14 protein-coding genes are annotated in these 20,280 nt (G+C 71.8%); 1 reads left to right on the forward strand and 13 read right to left on the reverse strand.

The genetic code is table 11. From position 1 onward, the window contains the following. Positions 1-50: 50 nt before the first annotated feature. The 3 genes from OG272_RS20445 to OG272_RS20455 all read right to left on the reverse strand — a co-directional run bounded on the left by OG272_RS20445 (position 51) and on the right by OG272_RS20455 (position 6,203). Positions 51-2,048 carry a PQQ-binding-like beta-propeller repeat protein gene (locus tag OG272_RS20445; protein WP_405894331.1) on the reverse strand — a complete coding sequence of 666 codons (1,998 nt, stop codon included), beginning with the start codon at positions 2,046-2,048 and terminating at the stop codon, positions 51-53. A gap of 178 nt (positions 2,049-2,226) precedes the next feature. Continuing rightward, entirely contained in the window at positions 2,227-4,029 is a 1,803-nt protein-coding gene (locus OG272_RS20450) for a PQQ-binding-like beta-propeller repeat protein (protein WP_405894333.1), read from the reverse strand. Positions 4,030-4,394: 365 nt separating this feature from the next. Further along, positions 4,395-6,203, reverse strand: coding sequence for an ABC-F family ATP-binding cassette domain-containing protein (locus OG272_RS20455; protein ID WP_327729332.1), 1,809 nt, complete (start codon positions 6,201-6,203; stop codon positions 4,395-4,397). A 996-nt stretch (positions 6,204-7,199) separates the two neighbouring features. On the opposite strand from OG272_RS20455, the gene OG272_RS20460 reads away from it, so the two are divergent. Then, the gene (locus OG272_RS20460; protein ID WP_405894335.1) at positions 7,200-8,822 is read left to right on the forward strand and encodes a S8 family serine peptidase; all 1,623 of its coding nucleotides are present in this window, start codon (positions 7,200-7,202) and stop codon (positions 8,820-8,822) included. Between the two features lie 133 nt (positions 8,823-8,955). Here OG272_RS20460 and OG272_RS20465 read toward each other — a convergent pair whose 3' ends face one another. The 10 genes from OG272_RS20465 to rsmI all read right to left on the reverse strand — a co-directional run bounded on the left by OG272_RS20465 (position 8,956) and on the right by rsmI (position 20,116). Then, positions 8,956-10,968, reverse strand: a complete 2,013-nt coding sequence (locus OG272_RS20465; RefSeq protein ID WP_328223279.1) for a nitrate- and nitrite sensing domain-containing protein — start codon at positions 10,966-10,968, stop codon at positions 8,956-8,958. 147 nt (positions 10,969-11,115) lie between these two features. Next, positions 11,116-11,895 carry an MHYT domain-containing protein gene (locus OG272_RS20470; protein WP_326582211.1) on the reverse strand — a complete coding sequence of 260 codons (780 nt, stop codon included), beginning with the start codon at positions 11,893-11,895 and terminating at the stop codon, positions 11,116-11,118. Positions 11,896-12,126: 231 nt separating this feature from the next. Next, positions 12,127-13,515, reverse strand: coding sequence for an acyltransferase (locus OG272_RS20475; protein ID WP_327729329.1), 1,389 nt, complete (start codon positions 13,513-13,515; stop codon positions 12,127-12,129). Positions 13,516-13,582: 67 nt separating this feature from the next. After that, the gene (locus tag OG272_RS20480; RefSeq protein WP_405894337.1) at positions 13,583-14,497 is read right to left on the reverse strand and encodes a 4-(cytidine 5'-diphospho)-2-C-methyl-D-erythritol kinase; all 915 of its coding nucleotides are present in this window, start codon (positions 14,495-14,497) and stop codon (positions 13,583-13,585) included. Next, entirely contained in the window at positions 14,494-15,489 is a 996-nt protein-coding gene (rsmA, locus tag OG272_RS20485) for a 16S rRNA (adenine(1518)-N(6)/adenine(1519)-N(6))-dimethyltransferase RsmA (RefSeq protein ID WP_327729328.1), read from the reverse strand. Before rsmA ends, OG272_RS20480 begins: the two co-directional genes overlap by 4 nt. Positions 15,490-15,638: 149 nt before the next feature. Beyond that, positions 15,639-15,767 (reverse strand): hypothetical protein, encoded by a 129-nt coding sequence (locus OG272_RS20490; RefSeq protein ID WP_405894339.1) that lies wholly within the window; start codon positions 15,765-15,767, stop codon positions 15,639-15,641. Positions 15,768-15,979: 212 nt separating this feature from the next. Next, the gene (locus OG272_RS20495) at positions 15,980-17,350 is read right to left on the reverse strand and encodes a ubiquitin-like domain-containing protein (protein WP_405894341.1); all 1,371 of its coding nucleotides are present in this window, start codon (positions 17,348-17,350) and stop codon (positions 15,980-15,982) included. A gap of 155 nt (positions 17,351-17,505) precedes the next feature. Beyond that, entirely contained in the window at positions 17,506-18,408 is a 903-nt protein-coding gene (locus OG272_RS20500) for a TatD family hydrolase (RefSeq protein WP_326582206.1), read from the reverse strand. 59 nt (positions 18,409-18,467) lie between these two features. Beyond that, on the reverse strand, positions 18,468-18,893 hold the full coding sequence (locus tag OG272_RS20505) for a hypothetical protein (RefSeq protein ID WP_327729325.1): 426 nt from the start codon (positions 18,891-18,893) through the stop codon (positions 18,468-18,470). A gap of 374 nt (positions 18,894-19,267) precedes the next feature. Next, the gene (gene rsmI / locus OG272_RS20510) at positions 19,268-20,116 is read right to left on the reverse strand and encodes a 16S rRNA (cytidine(1402)-2'-O)-methyltransferase (protein WP_405894343.1); all 849 of its coding nucleotides are present in this window, start codon (positions 20,114-20,116) and stop codon (positions 19,268-19,270) included. Between the last annotated feature and the right edge of the window lie 164 nt (positions 20,117-20,280).

A 20,280-nucleotide genomic window follows, 5' to 3' on the forward strand; every position in this document is an offset into this window, starting at 1 on the left:
CCCCTGAGCTGGGGCGGGGCCGTGTCGCGAGGCCGAGGGGGCGCGTGGGGTTACTTCGCCCCGAAGCCGAGCGCCGTGTACTCCTTCTCGTCGTCCGAATACGGCTTACTGACGAGTTCCGAGCCGATGAACCACCGTCCGTCGGTGTAGAGCATCTCGCTCATCGTCGGCGTCATGGCGCTGATCGCGCGGAGCACCGACTCCGAGGACGGGGTCTCCAGGAGCTTGGTCTGCTTCAGCGTCTTGCCGTCGACGGAGACGACCTGGGCTCCCTTGTCGTACGGGCCGTCCTTGAAGGCGATGATGTTCGGCCCGTCCATGCGGATCGGGAACAGCTCGTAGTCGTCGCCCGCGTCGACCCGGTCGCCGGTGGACTTCCCCGAGGCCAGCGAGAAGGAGACGATCTCGTTGGTGGAGCTGTAGGAGCCGGTGCCGTCGTGGCTCTTGGTCGGCATGTACACCTTGTCGTTGCCGACGTAGATGCCCTTGCAGGCCCAGACACCGCGGACCGGGCACTCGTAGTCGTACTTGTCGTCCGGGATGGAGATCTTGGCGCGCAGCTTGCCGCTGTCGTCGAGCGAGAAGATGTCGGTCGTGCCGGTCAGCGGGACGTCGCTGCCCGTCACCACACCGAAGACCACCGGATTCGTGGAGATGATCTTGGCGCGCTGGATGCCGGAGGGCACCTTGTAGGTCCACTTGACGCTGCCCGACTTCGGGTCGAGCAGCTGGACCTCGAAGGTCTCGCTGCCGTAGTCGCCGCACTTGCGGACCGCGATCAGCTGGGCGCCGCCCGCGTAGCCCTCGTCGGTGCACTCGCCGGCCTTCGGCGACCACAGCACCTTGCCGGAGTTGACGTCGAACGCGGCGCCGCCGGAGTAGCCGCCGGCCGCGGCGACCGTCGTACCGGAGATGGTGACCTCGCCGAACGGCACCTTGCTGCCGCTGAGGTCGGCGTTCTTGGTCCACACATGCTTGCCGGTCTCGACGTTGAACGCGGTGACCTCGGTGCAGGGCTGGCGGTCGTCGTTGTTCTTGCGCTTGGCCGACTCGGTCACCACGACGGCGATGCCCTCGGTGGTGATCTCACGGGAGCCCGCACAGGTCTGACCGGCCAGGTCCAGCGTCCACTTGGACTTACCGCTGTCCGGGTCATAGCCGATGATCTTGTTCAGGGCGGCCTTGGCGTACGTGGTCTTCGTCAGCCAGGAGCCCTTGACGCTGTCGATCGTCAGCTTTTCCTTGACCTCGTGCGCGGGCACCTGGAAGAGGATCTTCGCGCTGGTGCTGGACGGCACCTTCTCCTGGGCCTCGGTCGGCACCTCGACGCCACCGGTCGACGAGCCGCCGGACGACGACGAGCCGCCGTCGTCGTCGCCCTTGGTGTCGTCCTTGCCGCCGGTCGTGCCCTCCGAACTGGCGGTGTCCTTCTTGCCGTTGTCGTCGTCGCCGCTGGAGGTGGCGACATAGACACCGCCGCCGATGATGAGCGCGATGGCCGCGACCGCCGCGGTGATGATGATCGCCGTGGAGTTGACCTTCTTCTTGCCGACCGGGGCCTGGCCCACCTGCGGCTGCATCGGCATGGTCTGCGGCTGATAGCCGTACGGCTGCTGCCCGTAGGGACCGGGGTGCGGCTGCTGGCCGTACGGGCCGGGCTGCGGCTGGCCGTAGGGGCCCGGCTGACCGGGCTGGCCCGGGTAGCCGTAGCCCTGCGCGGGCGGGGGCGTCTGCGGGTAGCCGTAGCCGGGGCCCTGCGCGGGCGGGGGCGTCTGCGGCGGCTGGGCCGGCGGCGGGGTCTGCTGCGCCGGGGGCGCCTGCGGGTAGCCGTAGCCCGGGCCCTGCGCGGGCGGGGGCGTCGGGGCGCCGAAACCGCCGGGCGGTGGGGGCGTGGGCGCGCCGAAACCGCCCTGCGGCGGGGTGTCCTGCGGCGGCTGGCCCTGGGCCGGAGGCTGGGCGGGCTGTTGCCCCTCGGCCGGGGGCTGCGCGGGCGGCTGGTTCGGGGGCGGGCCCGGGGGCTGGTTCGGCGGGGGCGGCGGCTGCGTCATGACGTGGATACCTCGAAGCGGATCTCGGAGGACGGGTGAGGGACGGATGAGGATGTCGACCGGGCTACGGCGGGGCCGGGCGGCGGTGGCGTCGGGAGGCCGGTGTCCGCGGCCCGCGGCGACGGCCCACGGCGACGGCTCGGAAGGGCCGGTCCGCGGCCCGCGGCGGTCGCGCGCGTCACTTGCCGTAGGCCAGCATCAACTTCTCCTTCGCGTCGTCGACACCGTTCAGCAGGGTCGTGGAGATGTAGAAGCGCCCGTCCACGTAGTCGATGGCCTTCGAGTAGAAGGAACTCTCGATCTCCGCGGCGCTCGCCGGCATCTGGATGAGCTTGGTCGCCTGGCGGCTGTTGCCGGTGGTCGCAACGGACACCACCTGGCCGCCCGCGTCGCGCGTGGACTCCACGTACGCGATGAGCTTCGAACCCTCGACCCTGATCGGGGAGATCTCCGCGTCGGAGGAGGGTGACGTGAGACGCCACTTCTCCTTGCCGGTCGCGAGGTTCAGCGCGACGATCTCGTTCGTGCCGTCCTTCTCCTCGGTCGGCAGGTAGAGGGTGTTCGCGTCGGCCGCGACGCCCGTGCAGCCCTGCATGTCGCGGGTGAGGATCCCGCCGTCGCACTCGGGCGCGAACGAGTCGTCGGAGTCGACCTGCGAGCGGGTCGAGCCGTCGGCCTTCAGGGTGGAGATGTTCCAGGTGTTCTCGTCCTCGTTGGTGAGGTAGAGGACGAGGGGATCCACCGAGTACGCGTGCTCGACCTTCCAGCCCTTGGGGATCTTCCGCGTCCACTTGGCCTTGCCGGTCTTCGGGTCGAGCTCCTGGACCTCGTCGTGCTCCTTGTCGGTGGTCACCGCGCAGGAGGAGACGGAGATCAGCCGCGCGCCGCCCGCGAACCCGGCCGGGTAGCACGACTGGCCGTAGTTCTTCTTGTCGAACAGCTTCTTGCCGGTGTCGATGTCGTAGGCCGTGCCGGACTGCGAGCGGCCCACCATGAGCGTGTCACCGGTGACGGACAGTCCGACGCTGATGGCGCTGTCGAACAGGTCGCCCTTCTCCAGCTCCGTCGACCAGCCCTTGTCACCGGTGTTCAGGTCGATCTGCTGGAGCTGGTCGCACTCGGCGTCGCTCCCGGTGCCGCTCTGGTACGAGACCACGATCCGGTCGGCGGAGGTCGCCTTCGGGGTGACCGCGCAGATCTTTCCCTCGAACTCGATCGGGTCCCAGGCGGGGTTCCCGTCACCCACGTTGTAGGCGAACAACTGCTTGTACGCGGCCTTCACCGCGACCTTGTCGGTGACCCACAGGCCGGGGGCGCTCGCGCCGGAACCGGGGGCGTCGGGGGCGCTCTTGTACCAGAGCACCTTCGCCTCGCCCGCCTTGCGGTCCGCGTTGAGGTCGGAGATGTCGAGGTCCTCGCCGCCGTCGCCGCTGCCGTCGCCCTGGTTGACGGGCCCGGTGGGCGTGGGGGAGGGCTTGCCGTCGTCGGTGGGGCTCGCGCTCTCCTTGGCGACCGGCTTCTTCTCGCCGTCGCCGCCGAGGCTCGTCACCGCGAACACCGTGCCGCCGACCACGAGCAGCGCGGCCACGGCGGCGCCGACGACCATCGCTGGCCTGCCTTTGAAGGGGTTCCTGGAACCACCGCCGCCGCCACCGACCGGCGGCGGGGTGGGCGCGCCCGCGTACTGCGACTGCGGGTAGCCGTAACCGGCCTGCGACGCCGGGTTGTACGGGCCGGGCTGCGCGTAGGGGCCGGGCTGCTGCGGCTGGCCGTACGGGCCGGGCTGCGTGTACGGCCCCGGCTGCGCGGGCGACTGCTGCTGGGGATAGCCGTAGCCGGGGGCCGGCGCGGGCGGGCCCTGCGGCGGCGGGGTCTGCGGGTAGCCGTACGGCTGTTGCGGCGGTTGCGGCTGTGACTGCGGTGGCGGATTCTGTGGTGCTCCGTAGCCGCCCTGCGGTGGCTGATCGGGTGGCTGAACCATCAGCGCTTTCCCCCTGTTCGCTGCTTTCGAGCCACCCGTGGTCACGCGTGGTGTCGCTTCTCAGACTGTGAAGGCTCTTCTCAGACGGCTCTTTCTATCACTGCGACGCTCCCCCGCACGGGGCCGGTCGCTCCCCTGTTCCCAAGGGAGAACCGGCCCGTGATGCCCTCGTTACGCTCCTTCACGCCCCCTTCACGGGACGTGCGTGCCGTGCGCGATAAGCATTTTGAAGGCGGGGGGACCGATGAGCACCGGCCGGGAGCCGCGCCCTTGAGGGGCGCGGGGAACTGCGCGATCAGCCACGGACAACCCGCACCCGGCATCGAACATCAGCCCCAACGGCGAGTAGCCGCCCGGCTCTACCGCTACGCGTCCTCGGCAAGTTCCAGCCAGCGCATCTCCAGCTCTTCCTTCTCCCCGTGCAACGCCCTCAACTCGGCGTCCAGTTCCCCCACCTTCGCGAAGTCCGTCGCGTTCTCGGCGATCCGCGCGTGCAACTTCGCCTCCTTCTCGGTGACCTTGTCCAACTGCCGCTCGATCTTCTGGAGTTCCTTCTTCGCGGCACGGGAGTCGGCGGCGGAGACGGCCTTCTCCGAGGCGGCCTTCACGGCGACGGGCGAGGCCGCGGCGGCGGCCTCCTCCATCTGGTGACGCCGCTCGATGTACTCGTCGATCCCGCGCGGCAGCATCCGCAGCGCCGCGTCGCCGAGCAGCGCGAACACCTTGTCGGTCGTGCGCTCGACGAAGAACCGGTCGTGGGAGATCACGACCATCGAGCCGGGCCACCCGTCGAGGAGGTCCTCCAACTGCGTGAGCGTCTCGATGTCGAGGTCGTTCGTCGGCTCGTCGAGGAAGAGGACGTTGGGCTCGTCCATCAGCAGCCGCAGAATCTGGAGCCGCCGCCGCTCACCACCGCTGAGGTCGCCCACCGGCGTCCACTGCTTCTCCTTGTTGAACCCGAAGGTCTCGCAGAGCTGCCCCGCCGTCATCTCGCGCCCCTTGCCGAGGTCGACGCGGTCGCGGATCTGCTGCACGGCCTGGAGCACCCGCAGGTTCGGGTCGAGCTCGGCGACCTCCTGGGACAGGTACGCGAGCTTGACCGTCTTGCCGGTGACGACCCGCCCGGCGGCCGGCTGCTTCTCCCCCTCGCTGCGCGCGGCGTCCGCCATGGCCCGCAGCAGGGAGGTCTTGCCGGCGCCGTTGACACCGACGAGGCCGACCCGGTCGCCCGGCCCGAGCTGCCACGTCAGATGCTTCAGCAGCACCTTCGGCCCGGCCTGCACGGTGACGTCCTTCAGGTCGAACACGGTCCTGCCCAGCCGGGACGACGCGAACTTCATCAGCTCGCTGGTGTCCCGCGGCGGCGGTACGTCCGCGATCAGCTCGTTCGCCGCCTCGACCCGGAACCGGGGCTTCGACGTACGGGCCGGGGCCCCGCGCCGCAGCCACGCCAGCTCCTTGCGGACGAGGTTCTGCCGCTTGGTCTCCTCGGTGGCGGCGATGCGCTCACGCTCGGCGCGGGCGAAGACGTAGTCGGAGTATCCGCCCTCGTACTCGAAGACCGAGCCCTTCTGCACGTCCCACATCCGGGTGCACACCTGGTCCAGGAACCACCGGTCGTGGGTCACGCAGACGAGTGCGGAGCGCCGCTCCCGCAGGTGGCCCGCGAGCCAGGAGATGCCCTCGACGTCCAGGTGGTTGGTGGGCTCGTCGAGGACGATCAGGTCCTGCTCCTCGATGAGCAGCTTGGCGAGCGCGATGCGCCGCCGCTCACCGCCGGAGAGCGGACCGATGACGGTGTCGAGCCCCTGCGGGAAGCCGGGCAGGTCGAGCCCGCCGAACAGCCCGGTGAGCACGTCCCGGATCTTGGCGTTCCCCGCCCACTCGTGGTCCGCCAGGTCCCGGATGACCTCGTGCCGGACGGTGGCGGTGGGGTCGAGGGAGTCGTGCTGGGTGAGCACGCCGGCGTGGAGGCCGCCGGAGTGGGTGACCCGGCCCGTGTCGGCCTCCTCCAGCTTGGCGAGCATCCGGATCAGGGTCGTCTTGCCGTCGCCGTTGCGCCCCACGACGCCGATCCGGTCCCCTTCGGAGACGCCGAGCGAGACCCCGTCGAGCAGGGCGCGGGTGCCGTACACCTTGCTGACGTTCTCGACATTGACCAGGTTGACGGCCATTACTCTCCTGCCACGGGGACGATCGACCCTCCAGAGTAGTCCGCGGGGCGCGGGGGTGTGACGGGCGGCGGGGACGAGGGCCGGGGGAGACGCCCCGAAGCCGGGGGCGGGCTCCGAGGAGCACCGCGACCGAAGCGGGAGGCGGGCTCCGTCGTGCGCCGCGACCCACGCCGGGGGCGTGCTCCAACGATGGCTTCGACGCGGCGTACGAGGCGTGGGACGAGCGCCTGGCCGCGCTCCTGTGGACGCCCGAGCGCACCGCCGGCGCGATCGCCCTCTGCCACCTGGGCTGCGCCCAGCGCGAGTGGCTCATAGCTGGGGTGGCTGGAGAAGGCGGAGCGGGTGATGCGGGCGGTGCGGGGCGCCTAATGGCTCGGGGGTGCGGGAGCGTTTGCGGGTGCGGGTGCGTGGGGCTTCTCGCACAGTTCCCCGCGCCCCTCAAAGGCCAGGCCCCGCAGGCCTGAAAGGCCAGGCCCCGCGCCCCTGAAAGGTGATGGCCGGGCGGGCCTGAAAGGTGATGGCCCCGCGCCCCTCAAAGGCGATGGCCCCGCGGGCCCGAAAGGCGGCGGGCGGGCGGGCCCGAAAGACGGCGGGCGGGCCTGCTAGGCAGCGGCCGGGCGGGCCCGAAAGACGGCGGGCTGGCGGGCCCGAGAGACGGCGGGCGGGCCTGCTGGACAGCGGCCGGGCGGGCCGAGAGACGGCGGATGGGCCTGCTGGACGGCGGGTGGGCGGGCCCGAGAGACGGCGGGGGCCTGAAAAGCACGGGCCCCCGCTTTTCAGGGGCGCGGGGAACTGCGCGATCAGCCACGAACCACCCGCAGTCGCCCGATCACAGGACACCCCGAGCCTTGGGGCGCCCCCGCCAAGCGGCGCAGCCCGGACGTAGGGATTCCCCTTATTGACGTGACCCCGTCAATACCGTCACCGTATGCGACCAGGACGCCACCCCCCACATGGTCAGTCCGCGCAAGTCTTCACGAGAGGGGACCACCCCCAATGTTCGTGCAGAACTCCCCCGCCCCCCACGCCCCCGGCCGCCGCAGACGCGGCGCGCTCGCCGCCGTGGTGTCCGCCGCGGCCCTGTTCACCGTCGGTGCCGCGACCGCCACCCCCGCCGTCGCGGCACCCGCGGAGGGCAAGATCGTCGGCGCCAACGCCGAGAACGCCGTCCAGGGCAGCTACATCGTCACGCTCAAGGAGAGCCTCCCCTTCAAGGCGGCCTCCAGCAAGGGCAAGGCGGTCGCGACCCGGTACGGCGCCGAGGTGCAGCAGACGTACAAGAAGGCGCTGAACGGCTACGCCACCGAGATGACCGAGGCGGAGGCGAAGCAGCTCGCCGCCGACCCGGCCGTCGCCGCGGTCGCCGTCAACAAGACCGTCCACATGAGCGACACCCAGACCGGCGCGACCTGGGGCCTGGACCGCATCGACCAGGCCGACCTGCCGCTCGACTCCTCGTACACGTACCCGAGCAGCGCGGGCAGCGGCGTCACCGCCTACATCATCGACACGGGCGTACGGATCACCCACACCGACTTCGGCGGACGGGCCTCCTACGGCTACGACGCCGTCGACGACGACTCCTCCGCCGACGACGGCAACGGGCACGGCACGCACGTCGCCGGCACCGTCGCGGGCACCACCTACGGTGTCGCCAAGGCCGCCGACATCGTCGCCGTCCGCGTCCTCGACGACGAGGGCTCCGGCACGACCGCCGGCGTCGTCGCCGGTATCGACTGGGTGACCGAGAACGCCCAGTTCCCGGCCGTCGCCAACATGTCGCTCGGCGGCAGCGCGGACTCCACCCTCGACGCGGCCGTCGCCAACTCCATCGCGGCCGGCATCACCTACGCCGTCGCGGCCGGCAACGACAACGCCAACGCGTCGAGCTACTCCCCGGCCCGGGTCGCGAGCGCCGTCACCGTGGGCGCCTCCACCAGCGCCGACGCGCGGTCGTCGTTCTCCAACTACGGCTCGTCGCTGGACATCTTCGCGCCGGGGTCGTCCATCACCTCCGCGTCGAACAGCTCCAACACGGCCACCGCGACCTACTCCGGTACGTCGATGGCGTCCCCGCACGTCGCCGGCGCCGCCGCCGTCTACCTCGGCGAGAACCCGAGCGCCTCGCCCTCCGCGGTCACCACGGCCCTGACCTCGGCGGCCTCCGCCTCCACCCTCACCGGCGTCGGCACCGGCAGCCCCAACCTGCTGCTCCAGGTCACCCCGAGCGGTGACGGGGACGACGGCGGAGACGACGGTGGCGACACCGGTACGGCCTTCGAGTCGACCACCGACGTCTCCATCCCGGACACCGGTTCCGCCGTCTACTCGCCCGTCACCGTCAGCGGTCTCACCGGCAGCGCGCCCAGCGACCTGTCCGTGTACGTCAACATCGTCCACACCTACCGCGGTGACCTGGTCATCGACCTCGTCGCCCCGGACGGCTCGACGTACCGTCTGAAGAGCAGCAGCTCCTCCGACTCCACGGACAACGTCGACGCCACCTACACGGTCAACGCGTCCAGCGAGACGACGGTCAACGGCACCTGGCAGCTGAAGGTCCAGGACGTCTACAGCGCGGACACCGGCTACATCAACAGCTGGAAGCTGACCTTCTAGACCGGCCGCGCCAACGCGGGAAGCGAAGAACGCGGGAACGCGGGAACGCGGGAACGCCGAAACGCGGGAAGTGGAAAAGGCCGTGCGCCCCGGGGACACCACCACCCGAGGCGCACGGCTGTCCTGCGGGCCCCTATCGGCGCTGTTGCCGGCTCGGCGCCGGGGCCGAGGCCGGGGCCGGGGCCGGTGAGCGACCGTCGGGGGCCGACTCGTGGTGGACGGGCATGTCGTCGCGGATCAGGTGCTCGGGGATGAAGACGGCCGCGGCGACGCCTCCGTCGGTCGACTGCCGCAATTCGACGCGCAGGCCCTGGCGGCCGGCGAGGCGGTTCACCACGATGAGCCCGATCTGCTTGGCGTCGAGGAGGTCGACCTTCTCCGACTGGATCTTGCGGTTGGCGTCGGCCATCGCCTCCTCGTTCATGCCGAAGCCGCTGTCCTCGACCTCGACGAGGATGCCGTCGCGCAGCCGGGCGGCGCGCAGCTGGACCTTGGTGGAGGGCGGGGAGAACGCGGCGGCGTTCTCGACGAGTTCGGCGAGCAGGTGGATGACGTCGGCGACGGAACCGCCGTTCAGCGACACCCGCGGTGCGGCCCAGATCTCGACCCGGGTCGCGTCCTCGATCTCGGCGACGGCCGCCCGCAGGACGTCCGACAGCGCGATCGGGTCGCGCCACCCACGGCCGGGGGCGATCCCCGACAGGATCAGCAGCGACTCGGAGTGACGCCGCATCCGGGTGGCGAGGTAGTCGACGCGGTAGAGGTCGTACAGCTCGGCGTGGTCCTGCCGTTCCCGCTGCCGCTGCTCCATCACGCTGAGCAGGTCGAGCTGGCGGTGCAGCAGCACCTGGCTGCGGCGGGCGAGGCTCACGTACACCCCGGAGATGCCGCTGAGGAGTTCGGCGCGCTCGGAGGCCGCCTTGAGCGCGGCCCGCTGCACGGCGGTCAACGCGCTGCCCACCTGGGCGAGTTCGTCGCCCGCCAGACGCCGCATCGGGGCCTCCGCGTCGATGTCGACGCCCTGCCCCGCGTGCAGTTTGCGCATGGCCTGCGGCAGACTGCGCCCGGCGACTTCGAGGGCGGAGTTGCGCAGGTCGAGGAGTTCCACGATGAGGCCGCGCCCGACGCTCACGGAGACGAGGAGCGACAGGAGCACGCCGACGAGACCGAGGACCACGGCGACGCCGGACGCGCCCAGCGTGTCCCAGCCGAAGGCGTCCGCCTTGGCGGCAGCGCCGGTTCCCGCGTCCTTCTCCGCCTCGGCCAGGCCCTTGAGCACGGCCGCCGAGGAGGAGTCCCAGTCCTTCAGCACGGCCGCCGACACCGGGCCCGCGCCGGCGTCCGTCACCCCGTCCTCGATCTCGACGAGGGAGGCGTAACGGTCGCTGTCCAGCAGCACGTCGTAGGCGGGCCGGTGCTCGGCCCTGAGGTCGGCGACGGCCGGCTTCAGCAGTTCGCGCCGGGTGGCGACGGCGCCGACGAACCGCGCGTAACCCTCCTTGCTCAGCGTCCCGGACGCGGTGGCGGCGGCCAGCAGCGCCTGCTCGCGGGCCACGGCGTCACGGACACGGGAGAGTTCGAGGACGACGCGCGCCTCGGAGGTCGCGTCGGTGCCCTTCTCGCTGGTGAGCGCGCCGGTCACGGCGAAGGCGTGGTCGATGACCACCGAGTACGCGGTGTACGCCGTCGACACCGCGTCCCTCGCGCCCCCGATGCTGTTCGCGCGCAGGGCGGCGAGGTCGCTGAAGTCGGCTTCGAGGGTGTCCAGACGGGCGGGCAGACCGGTGTCGATGAGGGCCGCGTCCGAGCCGGCGGAGGTGAGGCCCTCGCGGAGCACCGTCACGGCCTTGTCGGTGGTCTGCTGGTCGGCCCTCAGGTCGTCGAGACCCGCTTCGGCGCGCCGGGCGGCGTACCGCATCGCGGCCGTCCGTTCGGCCTGCAGCGCGGTCACGAACTCGGCCACCGGCGCGAGCAGTTCGCTGTTGACGTCCTTGGCCCGCTCGGTGTCACCGATGGCGGCCACGGTCGTCACGGCGGCGTAGCTCCACAACGCCATCAGCGACACGATGGGCAGCATCAGCAGGGCGACGATCTTCGCCCGCACGGATCTGGGACGCAGCCGGGCGGTCATACGGAAGACTTTCATGCGGACCTCTTCGGGACGGGGGGCTACCACGCCCCGAAGGGGCGCGGGGCTGTGTCGATGTGCGGCTCCGCCGCGCGGGCGCGACCAGCCCCCACCGGCCCGCAGGTCACAACGGCGCTCAGAAGAACGGCGTTCGGAGCGGAGCGCTCACGCCGTCGACAGCTCGACCTCACGCAGCAGTTCATCGGCGAAGGACGACTCCGCCCGCTTCCCCGTGGGCGACAACGCCACATACGCCGCGGCCAGGAAGAGGAACGACCCCAGCAACACGGCCAGCGGGAACAGGAACTCCGTGGCCGTGGCGCCCGCCAACGGGTCCGTACTGGGCGTGAGATCGATGCTCACGGCGTACATCGCGGTGTAGTGCATGCTGCTGACCGCGAGCCCCATGACGAGCGCGGCGAGCGCGGCGAGGAGACCCCCGCGCACGATCAGCGTGAGCGTCAACGCCGCGGTCGCGGCGACGACGGCGATCACCACGGAGGCGATGACCAGGGCCGGGTTGTAGCCGACCTCGCCGTGCAGGTTGAGCGCGGTCATGCCGGTGTAGTGCATCGCGGCCACGCCGAGCCCGGTGCCGAGGCCGCCGAAGGCCACCGCGCGGACCCGGGAGCGGCCGTAACCGGCGGTGAAGACACCGGCGCCGACCACGGCGATCGCCATGACCAGGCTGAGGACGGTCATCGGGACGTCGTAGCGGATCGACGTCCCTTCCACGCCGAAGCCCATCATCGCGACGAAGTGCATGGTCCAGATGCCGGAGCCGATGGCGAAGGACGCCAGCGTCAGCCAGTTCCGCTTGGAGGCGCCCTCCGCCTCAAGTGCCCTGACGGTGCAGCGCAGTCCGAGCGCGGAGCCGACGCAGGCCATGACGTAGGAGAGGACGGGGGTGACCCATCCGGCGCTGAAGTGGTCCATGTGTCCCATGAGGAACCCCTCTCGCCCGCCGCGGGGACGACACCACGCGCACGGGAAGTACCGCTGGTAACAAGACACCGGGCATCGAGATCATGCCACCCGGAAACGGCGGGCGAATCCCACTAAATGGACCCAGAGGGGATTTTGCTGAACATTAAAATACTGTGGCGTGGATTACAAACTCAGGGGTATGTCAGACCAATGCCTGACCTGCACGCTTCCTCCATCGGACCGCCTCGGTCAGGCACTTGACCGTTCACCGCGACCAATGAGTTCCACCAGCGCCCACCCGGCGAGTGTCATCGCCACCGCCGTCGGCGCCGTCACCTGAACGGCGATCAGCAGGGCCGAACGCCCTTCGAAGAGCCCGCCGAACCCGACCATGGAGAGCCCGAGCACACCGAAGAGACACAGCGTCACCCCGAGGGCGGCCGCGGGGCCGGAATACGCGCCCGACCTGCGGGAACCGTTCGTTCGGGACGGTCGGGCGGCGGGCCGTTCGACACCCCGGAAGGCGGCGACGAGAACCGCCGTGAGGACGGCCGCGGCGGCGATACGCAGGGGCAGTTGGGTCCACCAGGCGCCCGTCGCGGGCGCGGGCAGGTCGGCACCGAGGGCGAGCAGCACGCCGTACACCCCGAGCATGGCCGAAAGATGCCACAGGAACGCCGTCATCGAGACGCCGTTGGCGGCCACGACCGCCCGCCACACCTTCGGCCGCTCCAGCCACCTCGCGACCGGCCCGCGCAGCCACTCCACCGCACCGACCAGCCACAGCCCGTGGCACAGCAGCGCGAACGTCGGCGGCGCCATGTTCGACACCTTCTCGCCCGGCATCCCGACCATCGACAGCGGATACGGCCCGTACGCCACCAGCAGCGCGGCCCCCGCGAGCCCGGCCCCGGCGAGCAGATACGGCCGCGTCAGCCGCCCGTCGGCGCGCAGGAACCCGAGCTGGTGGATCGCGAGCCACACGAAGGCGAAGTTGAGGAACTCGACGAAGGGGACGTCGAGCGCGAAGCGCAGGACGTCGACGAGCGCGGCGGCCGCCACGAGCCCGCCGAACGCGCCCCACCCCCATCGCTCGTGCAACCTGAGCAGCGGCGGAGTGAAAGCGACCATCGCGAGATAGATCCCGATGAACCACAGCGGCTGCGCGACCAGTCGCAGCGCCACGTCGAGCAGTCCCCCTCCCTCGCCCGCGAGTTGGAGGAGGACGGCGACGACGCCCCACACCCCTATGAACACCAGGGTCGGCCGCAGCAGCCGTTGGAGGCGGGCGCGGAGGAAGGCGGGGTAGACGCCGCCGCCCGGGTGCCTGCGGCTGAGCGAGCGGTAGGAGAGGGCGTGCGAGAAGCCGCCGACGAAGAAGAACACCGGCATGACCTGCAGGGCCCAGGTGAGGATCTGCAGCCGCGGCTCGACGGCGAGCAGGTTGCCCACCTCGACCCCGCCGTCTCCCCCGCCGTCTCCCCCGCCGCCGGTCGTGACCGCCGCCATCAGCCAGTGGCCGAGGACGACCGTGCCGAGGGAGGCGACGCGCAGGAGGTCGACGTACCGGTCACGGGTGGACGGGGTGGCGGCGGCTAGCTCGCTCGCACTCACGCTCGCACTCACGCTTGCACTCATGGGAGTACGGTCGCGCCGACGCCCGGGTGGGCGTCAGCGCTCACGTACTCAACTCGCCTCTGAGTACCTACGGTTGGGCGGCCGGGAGCACGGTCGCCCCCGGCGCCGGTGAGACGGCCACCCGCGCCGCCCGGCACGTACCGGACGCGAGCAGCCCCTCGGCGATGGTGTGGGCCGAGTCGGCGTCCCGGGCGAGGAAGGCCGTGGTCGGGCCCGAGCCGGAGACGAGTCCGGCGAGCGCGCCGGCCGCGCGGCCCTCGGCGAGGGTGTCCTTCAGCTTCGGGAAGAGCGAGAGGGCGGCGGGCTGGAGGCCGTTGGAGTCCGGCAGGAAGGCCGCGAGCGCGTCGACGTCCCCCTTGGCGAGCGCGTCCAGCAGCACCTGGGAGGCCACGGGCTCGGGGACGGCGTCGTGCGCGTGCAGCCGGTCGAACTCGCGGTAGACGGCGGGTGTGGAGAGCCCGCCGTCGGCGACCGCGAAGACCCAGTGGAAGGCCCCGCCCACGTCGAGGGCTTGGAGCCGCTCGCCCCGGCCCGTGCCGAGAGCCGCCCCGCCCACCAGGCTGAACGGCACGTCGCTGCCCAACTCGGCGCAGATGTCGAGGAGTTCACCGCGTGAGGCGTTCGTACCCCACAGGGTGTCGCAGGCCAGGAGCGCGCCGGCCGCGTCCGCGCTGCCGCCGGCCATGCCGCCCGCGACGGGGATGTCCTTGGCGATGTGCAGGTGGACGGCGGCCTCGATGCCGTGGCGTTCCGCCAGCGCGAGCGCGGCCCGGGCGGCGAGGTTCGTACGGTCCAGGGGCACCTGGTCGGCGCCGGGGCCCTCGCAGGTGACCGTCAGCTCGTCGGCGGGGGTGACGGTGACCTCGTCGTACAGCCCGACGGCGAGAAAGACGTTGGCCAGGTCGTGGAACCCGTCGGGCCGGGCACCGCCGACCGCGAGCTGCACATTGACCTTGGCGGGGACGCGAACGGTGACGCTCACGGCTGACGGGACTCCTTGTCGTCGGCGCGCTCGGCGCTCTCTGCGCGTTCGGTGCCCTCGGCGCGTTCAGTGCCCTCTGCGCGTTCAGTGCCCTCTGCGCCCTCTGCGCCCTCTGCGCCCTCTGCGCCCTCGGAGACACGGTTCTCGGCGATGGCGGCGAACTCCTCGACCGTCAGGGACTCACCGCGGGCCTGCGGGGAGACTCCGGCGGCGACGAGGGCGGCCTCGGCGGCGGCCGCGGAACCGGCCCACCCGGCGAGGGCGGCCCTGAGCGTCTTGCGCCGCTGGGCGAAGGCCGCGTCGACGACCGCGAACACGTCCCGCCTGGCGGCGGTGGTCTTGATCGGCTCGGTCCGGCGGACCAGCGAGACGAGCCCGCTGTCCACGTTCGGCGCCGGCCAGAAGACGTTCCGCCCGATCTTCCCGGCCCGTTTGACCTCCGCGTACCAGTTCGCCTTCACCGACGGCACGCCGTACACCCTCGATCCCGGCCCGGCGGCGAGCCGGTCGGCGACCTCCGCCTGGACCATCACGAGCGTGCGCTCGATGGTCGGGAAGGTCTCGAGCATGTGCAGCAGCACGGGGACGGCGACGTTGTAGGGGAGGTTCGCGACGAGGGCCGTGGGGGCCGGGCCGGGAAGCTCGGTCACCTGCATCGCGTCCGAGTGCACGAGCGCGAAACGGCCGGCGCGGGTGGGCATGCGGGCGGCGATGGTGGCGGGCAGCGCGGCGGCGAGCACGTCGTCGATCTCGACCGCGGTGACGCGGTCGGCGACCTCCAGCAGGGCGAGGGTGAGGGAGCCGAGACCCGGACCCACCTCGACGACCGTGTCCTGCGGGCGGACGTCCGCGGTCCGCACGATCCGGCGGACCGTGTTCGCGTCGATCACGAAGTTCTGGCCGCGCTGTTTGGTGGGGCGTACGCCGAGCGCCGCCGCGAGTTCGCGGACGTCGGCGGGGCCCAGCAGGGCGTCGGGGGTGGGGCTGGTCACGGCACCAGGGTACGGGGCGGGGGCCGGGGTTCGGTTCTCGGGCGCCTTGGGGGGTGGGGGGTTCGGTGCGTCGGCGGGTGCGGGTCCGGTGGGGGCTGGTCGCGCAGTTCCCCGCGCCCCTGAAAAGCAGGGGCTGCGCCCCACGCTTTTCACCCCGCCGAGCCGTCGCCTCCCAGGCCCACCGGCCTGTCGCCCTCCAGGCCCACCGGCCCGTCGTCTTCCAGGCCTCCGGCCGTCGTCTTCCAGGCCTCCCGGCCCGTCGTCTTCCAGGCCCGCAAGGGCCCGGTCCTCCAGGGGCGCGCGCCCGTCGTCTTCCAGGCCCGCAAGGGCCCGGTCCTCCAGGGGCACGGGCCCGTCGTCTTCCAGGCCCGCAAGGGCCTGGTCTTTCAGGGGCGCGGGGAACTGCGCGACCAGCCCCCACTCACCCGCACCCACCCATCCACCTCAGACACCCCACCCAAGGAACAACCCGCCCACCCCAAGCCTGCGGTCAGCCACGCAACCGCGCCCCGCAATGCGGCCAGGGGCTGGCCCCCCGCTGCGCATACAGCTTCTTCGCCCGGAAGGTCTGTTCACTCGCGGACGCGTCCTGCGGACGACCGCTGCCACCGAGACTCCGCCAGGTCCGCGTGTCGAACTGGTACAACCCCCCGTACGTCCCGGATGGATCGACCGCGTTCGGCCGCCCCCCGGACTCACACGCGGCCAGCGCCGCCCAGTTCAACCCGTCCGCCCCCGCCACGGACGTCGGCATCGCCCTCGTCCCCACCTTCACGGTCTGGTCCCGCGGCTCACGCAGCACCTCCGTGCGCAGCAGCCGGGGTCGCTGCCCGACCCCGTTGACCGTGCGAAGCGCGTACGTGAGCCGACGGGTGCCCGGATGGCCGGCGCGCTCGACGACCTCCGTGCCCTGGAAGAGCGCGGGGTCCTCCATGCGGTGCACCCGGAACGGGATCAGTTCCTCGCGGACCTCCCTGGACCCGATCACCCGCATCACGGTCACGGTCTGCCCGTCCCGGGGGAAGCTCGACCACGCGACCGAGGCGGTGTCCTCCCCGCGCAGGGTGACCCCGGCCTGCTCCACGGCCTCCCCCACGGTCGCCGCGTTCGTACGGATCGTCCGGGTCCGCCCGTCCGCCATGATCGTGACGGTGCGTTCGGTGCGGACGTCCAGCTCCAGCCCCTCACGCCCGATGCGCCGGGAGCGCGAGGTCGAGACGTACGCGCCCTCCGCACGCACCCCGAGCTGCTGAAGCGCCCCGTCCACCGTGTGGGCGGTCGTCCAGACCTTGCGTTGATGACCGTCCAGGGTGAGGGCGACGGGCCGCCCGTAGTGCACGGCGACCTCGTCACCGCTGCTCAGCGCGGTACCGGGGGCGGGCGCGATGACGTCATGGGCGCCGAACGCGACCCCCTCGTCGGCGAGGAGCTCGGTGACGTCGCCGGCGAAGGTGTGCAGCATGCGCGGCCGCCCGTCCACGGTCAGCTCGATCGCCTTGTCCTTCGCCACGAACGCGGAGGTCCCGCCCGCGAGGAACGCCACCACCAGCGCCTGCGGCACCAGCCGCCGCAACGAACCGAGCCTCCCGGCGCCCCGTCTGCGCCGCACGGCCCGCCGGGAGGCGCCCCGACCACCACCGGCCGGCGCGGCTGACTCGGGGATCGGCCCCTCAGGGCCCTCGTGGCCGGGCCCGTCCTCGTGGCCGGGCCCGTCTTCATGGCCGGGCCGGTCCTCGTAGGCGGGCCGGTAGGTGTCCGCGTAGGCCCCGTGCGGCAGCGTCCCGGCCTCGTACGCCGGCTGCCAACTCGTACCCTCCGGGGGGCCATAGGTCTCGTACGACGACGACTGCACGTTGCTCACGACGACACGCTCCAGAGGGATCCGGGTCCGGGTCGGGCGACGTGAACCTAGCGGACTCCGGTCACCCTCCAAAGCAACGTGGTCACGCAGTGTCGCGACACGGGGAGCTGATCATCTTTTTGGGGTCCCTCGGACGGCCGACGAAACGTGACCCGTCAGTAATCGAACGCCCTCGCCGTGTTCGCCGCGAGCGCCGTCGCCAGCGCGTCCTCGCCGATATCCCGCACCTCGGCCATCGCCCGAACCGTGACCGGAATGAGATACGGCGCGTTGGGCCGTCCGCGGTACGGCGCGGGTGTCAGGAAGGGCGCGTCGGTCTCGACGAGGACGAGTTCGAGGGGCGCGACGGCGAGCGCGTCGCGCAGCGGCCGGGCGTTCTTGAAGGTCATGTTCCCGGCGAAGGACATGAAGTAGCCGTGCTCGGCGCACACGGCGGCCATGTCGGCGTCGCCGGAGTAGCAGTGGAAGACGGTGCGCTCGGGCGCGCCCTCCTCCTTCAGGATCCGCAACACGTCGTCGTGGGCGTCGCGGTCGTGGATGACCAGCGCCTTGCCGTGCCGCTTGGCGATCTCGATGTGCGCGCGGAACGACCGTTCCTGGGCGGCCTTGCCCTCCGGCCCGGTCCGGAAGTAGTCGAGCCCCGTCTCCCCGACCCCCTTGACCTGCGGCAACGCGGCCAGCCGGTCGATCTCGGCGAGGGCGTCGTCGAGCGCGGCGTCCCCGCCCGCCGTACGCGCGCCCTGCCGGGACCAGCCGTCCGGGTCGCCGTGCACGATCCGCGGTGCCTCGTTGGGGTGCAGCGCGACCGTCGCGTGGACCGCCGCGTACCGCTCGGCCGTCTCGGCGGCCCAGCGGGAGCCCTTGATGTCGCAGCCGACCTGGACGACCGTCGTCACCCCCACGGAGGCGGCCTTCGCGAGGCCCTCCTCGACCGTGCCGGACTGCATGTCCAGATGGGTGTGCGCATCCGCGACCGGCACCCGGAGGGGTTCGGGGAGCGGGGGCGCGGCGTTCTTGTCGTTCTTGCCGGACGCGTTGCCGGAGTCGTTCGAAGGCATGCCCCGATCCTACGAATCGCGGGATCGGGGCATGCTCTCCAGGCTCGCTGGGGGGAGGGTCAGCTCGCCTTGCGGTGGAACGGGTGCAGCAGGTCGGACAGGTGCCAGTGGTGGTGCTCCTCGGGCTCCGCCGCGCCGGGCGCCTCGACGTCCGTCGCGTCCGTCGCGTCCACCGCCACCGGGCGGGGCTTCGGCACGTGCCGCCGGCGCTCGGCGTCCCGCACCGACGACACCTGGCCCGCCCGCATGATCCGTACGACATGACCGTCGCAGTTGTGGCACGTGGGCCGCGACAGCGGAGACGGCACGACCTGGCCGTCGGCCACGTACATCACGAAGTCGTGCCCCTGGGCGTCGTTGTGGTGCTCTATTTCGAACGACTGCTCCCAGCCGTGCCCACAGCGCATGCAGGCGAACGAGTACGACTCGTGAACGACGGCGGTGGCGGTGTTCCGCAGGACGGCCCGCTCTGCGATCTCGGTCATTGCCAGCTCCTCTTGTCCGCTGGACGGTGGGGACGTGTACGCCCTCACCACCCAGTTGACGCCTCGGCAGACCCGAAGTGCACCCCACCTGCCGACTGTTGAAGCCGTTTTGGCCTTCCCTTGTGGGAAGGCCGTCGATACAAGAGTTGCCCTTTGCGCGGCTTTACCTGGGCATGGGCTGTCAAGCGCCGCAGGGGAGGGGCCGCGTTGTCGGGTGCGGCTGGGTGGGGCTTCTCGCGCAGTTCCCCGCGCCCCTGAAAAGCAGGGGCTGCGCCCCGTGCTTTTCGGCCCGAAAGGGCCGTAGGCCCTCAGGGGCGCGGGGAACTGCGCGATCAGCCACGAAGCACCCGCACCCGACAACGCGGCCCCCTCCCCTACGGCGCAGCCCTCTTCGCGGCCACCACCGCGTCGAAGACCTCCCTCTTCGGCACCCCGGCCTCCACGGCCACCGCCGCGATCGCCTCCTTGCGCGGCTCCCCCGCTTCCTCCCGCACGCGAACCCGCCGCACCAGCTCCGCCGCGTCCAGTTCTTCCGGCCCCTTCTCCGGCGCCCCCTCGACCACGACGGTGATCTCCCCGCGCACACCGGCCGCCGCCCACTCGGCCAGCTCCCCGAGAGGGCCGCGCCTGACCTCCTCGTACGTCTTGGTCAGCTCACGGCAGACGGCGGCCCGCCGCCCGGTGCCGAAGGCCTCGGCCATCGCCGCGAGTGTCGCGTCCAGGCGGTGGGGCGCCTCGAAGTACACGAGCGTGCGCCGTTCCTCCGCGACCTCGCGCAGCCGTCCGAGCCGCTCCCCGGCCTTGCGCGGCAGGAAGCCCTCGAAGCAGAACCGGTCGACGGGCAGCCCGGACAGCGCGAGCGCGGTGAGCACGGCCGAAGGCCCCGGTACGGCCGTGACGCGGATGTCCTTCTCCACGGCGGCGGCGACCAGCCGGTACCCGGGGTCGGAGACCGACGGCATCCCCGCGTCCGTGACCAGCAACACCCTCGCCCCGCCCACCAGGGCCTCGACGAGTTCCGGCGTCCGCGCGGCCTCGTTGCCCTCGAAGTAGGAGACGATCCGCCCACCCGGTTGGACCCCCAGCGCCTGGGTGAGCCGCCGGAGCCGCCGGGTGTCCTCGGCGGCCACCACATCCGCACCGCGCAGCTCCTCGGCGAGCCGGGGCGGCGCGTCCGCGACATCGCCGATGGGGGTGCCTGCCAACACAAGGATTCCTGTCACGCCTCCATCCTCCCAGGGGCGAAGCCCCTGACAGGGCGCGGGCCTGTGCCGCTGTGCGGCTCCGCCGCGTGGGCGCGACCGGCCACGCCCCACCCGCCGCCGGGGAACGGCATGCGCCCTGGGCCATCAGGCGCCCCCACATCCCCGTCCCACGGGACTCACAC

Origin of the sequence: Streptomyces sp. NBC_00104, assembly GCF_045160825.1 — a bacterium.
In the GTDB taxonomy this organism is placed as follows: domain Bacteria; phylum Actinomycetota; class Actinomycetes; order Streptomycetales; family Streptomycetaceae; genus Streptomyces.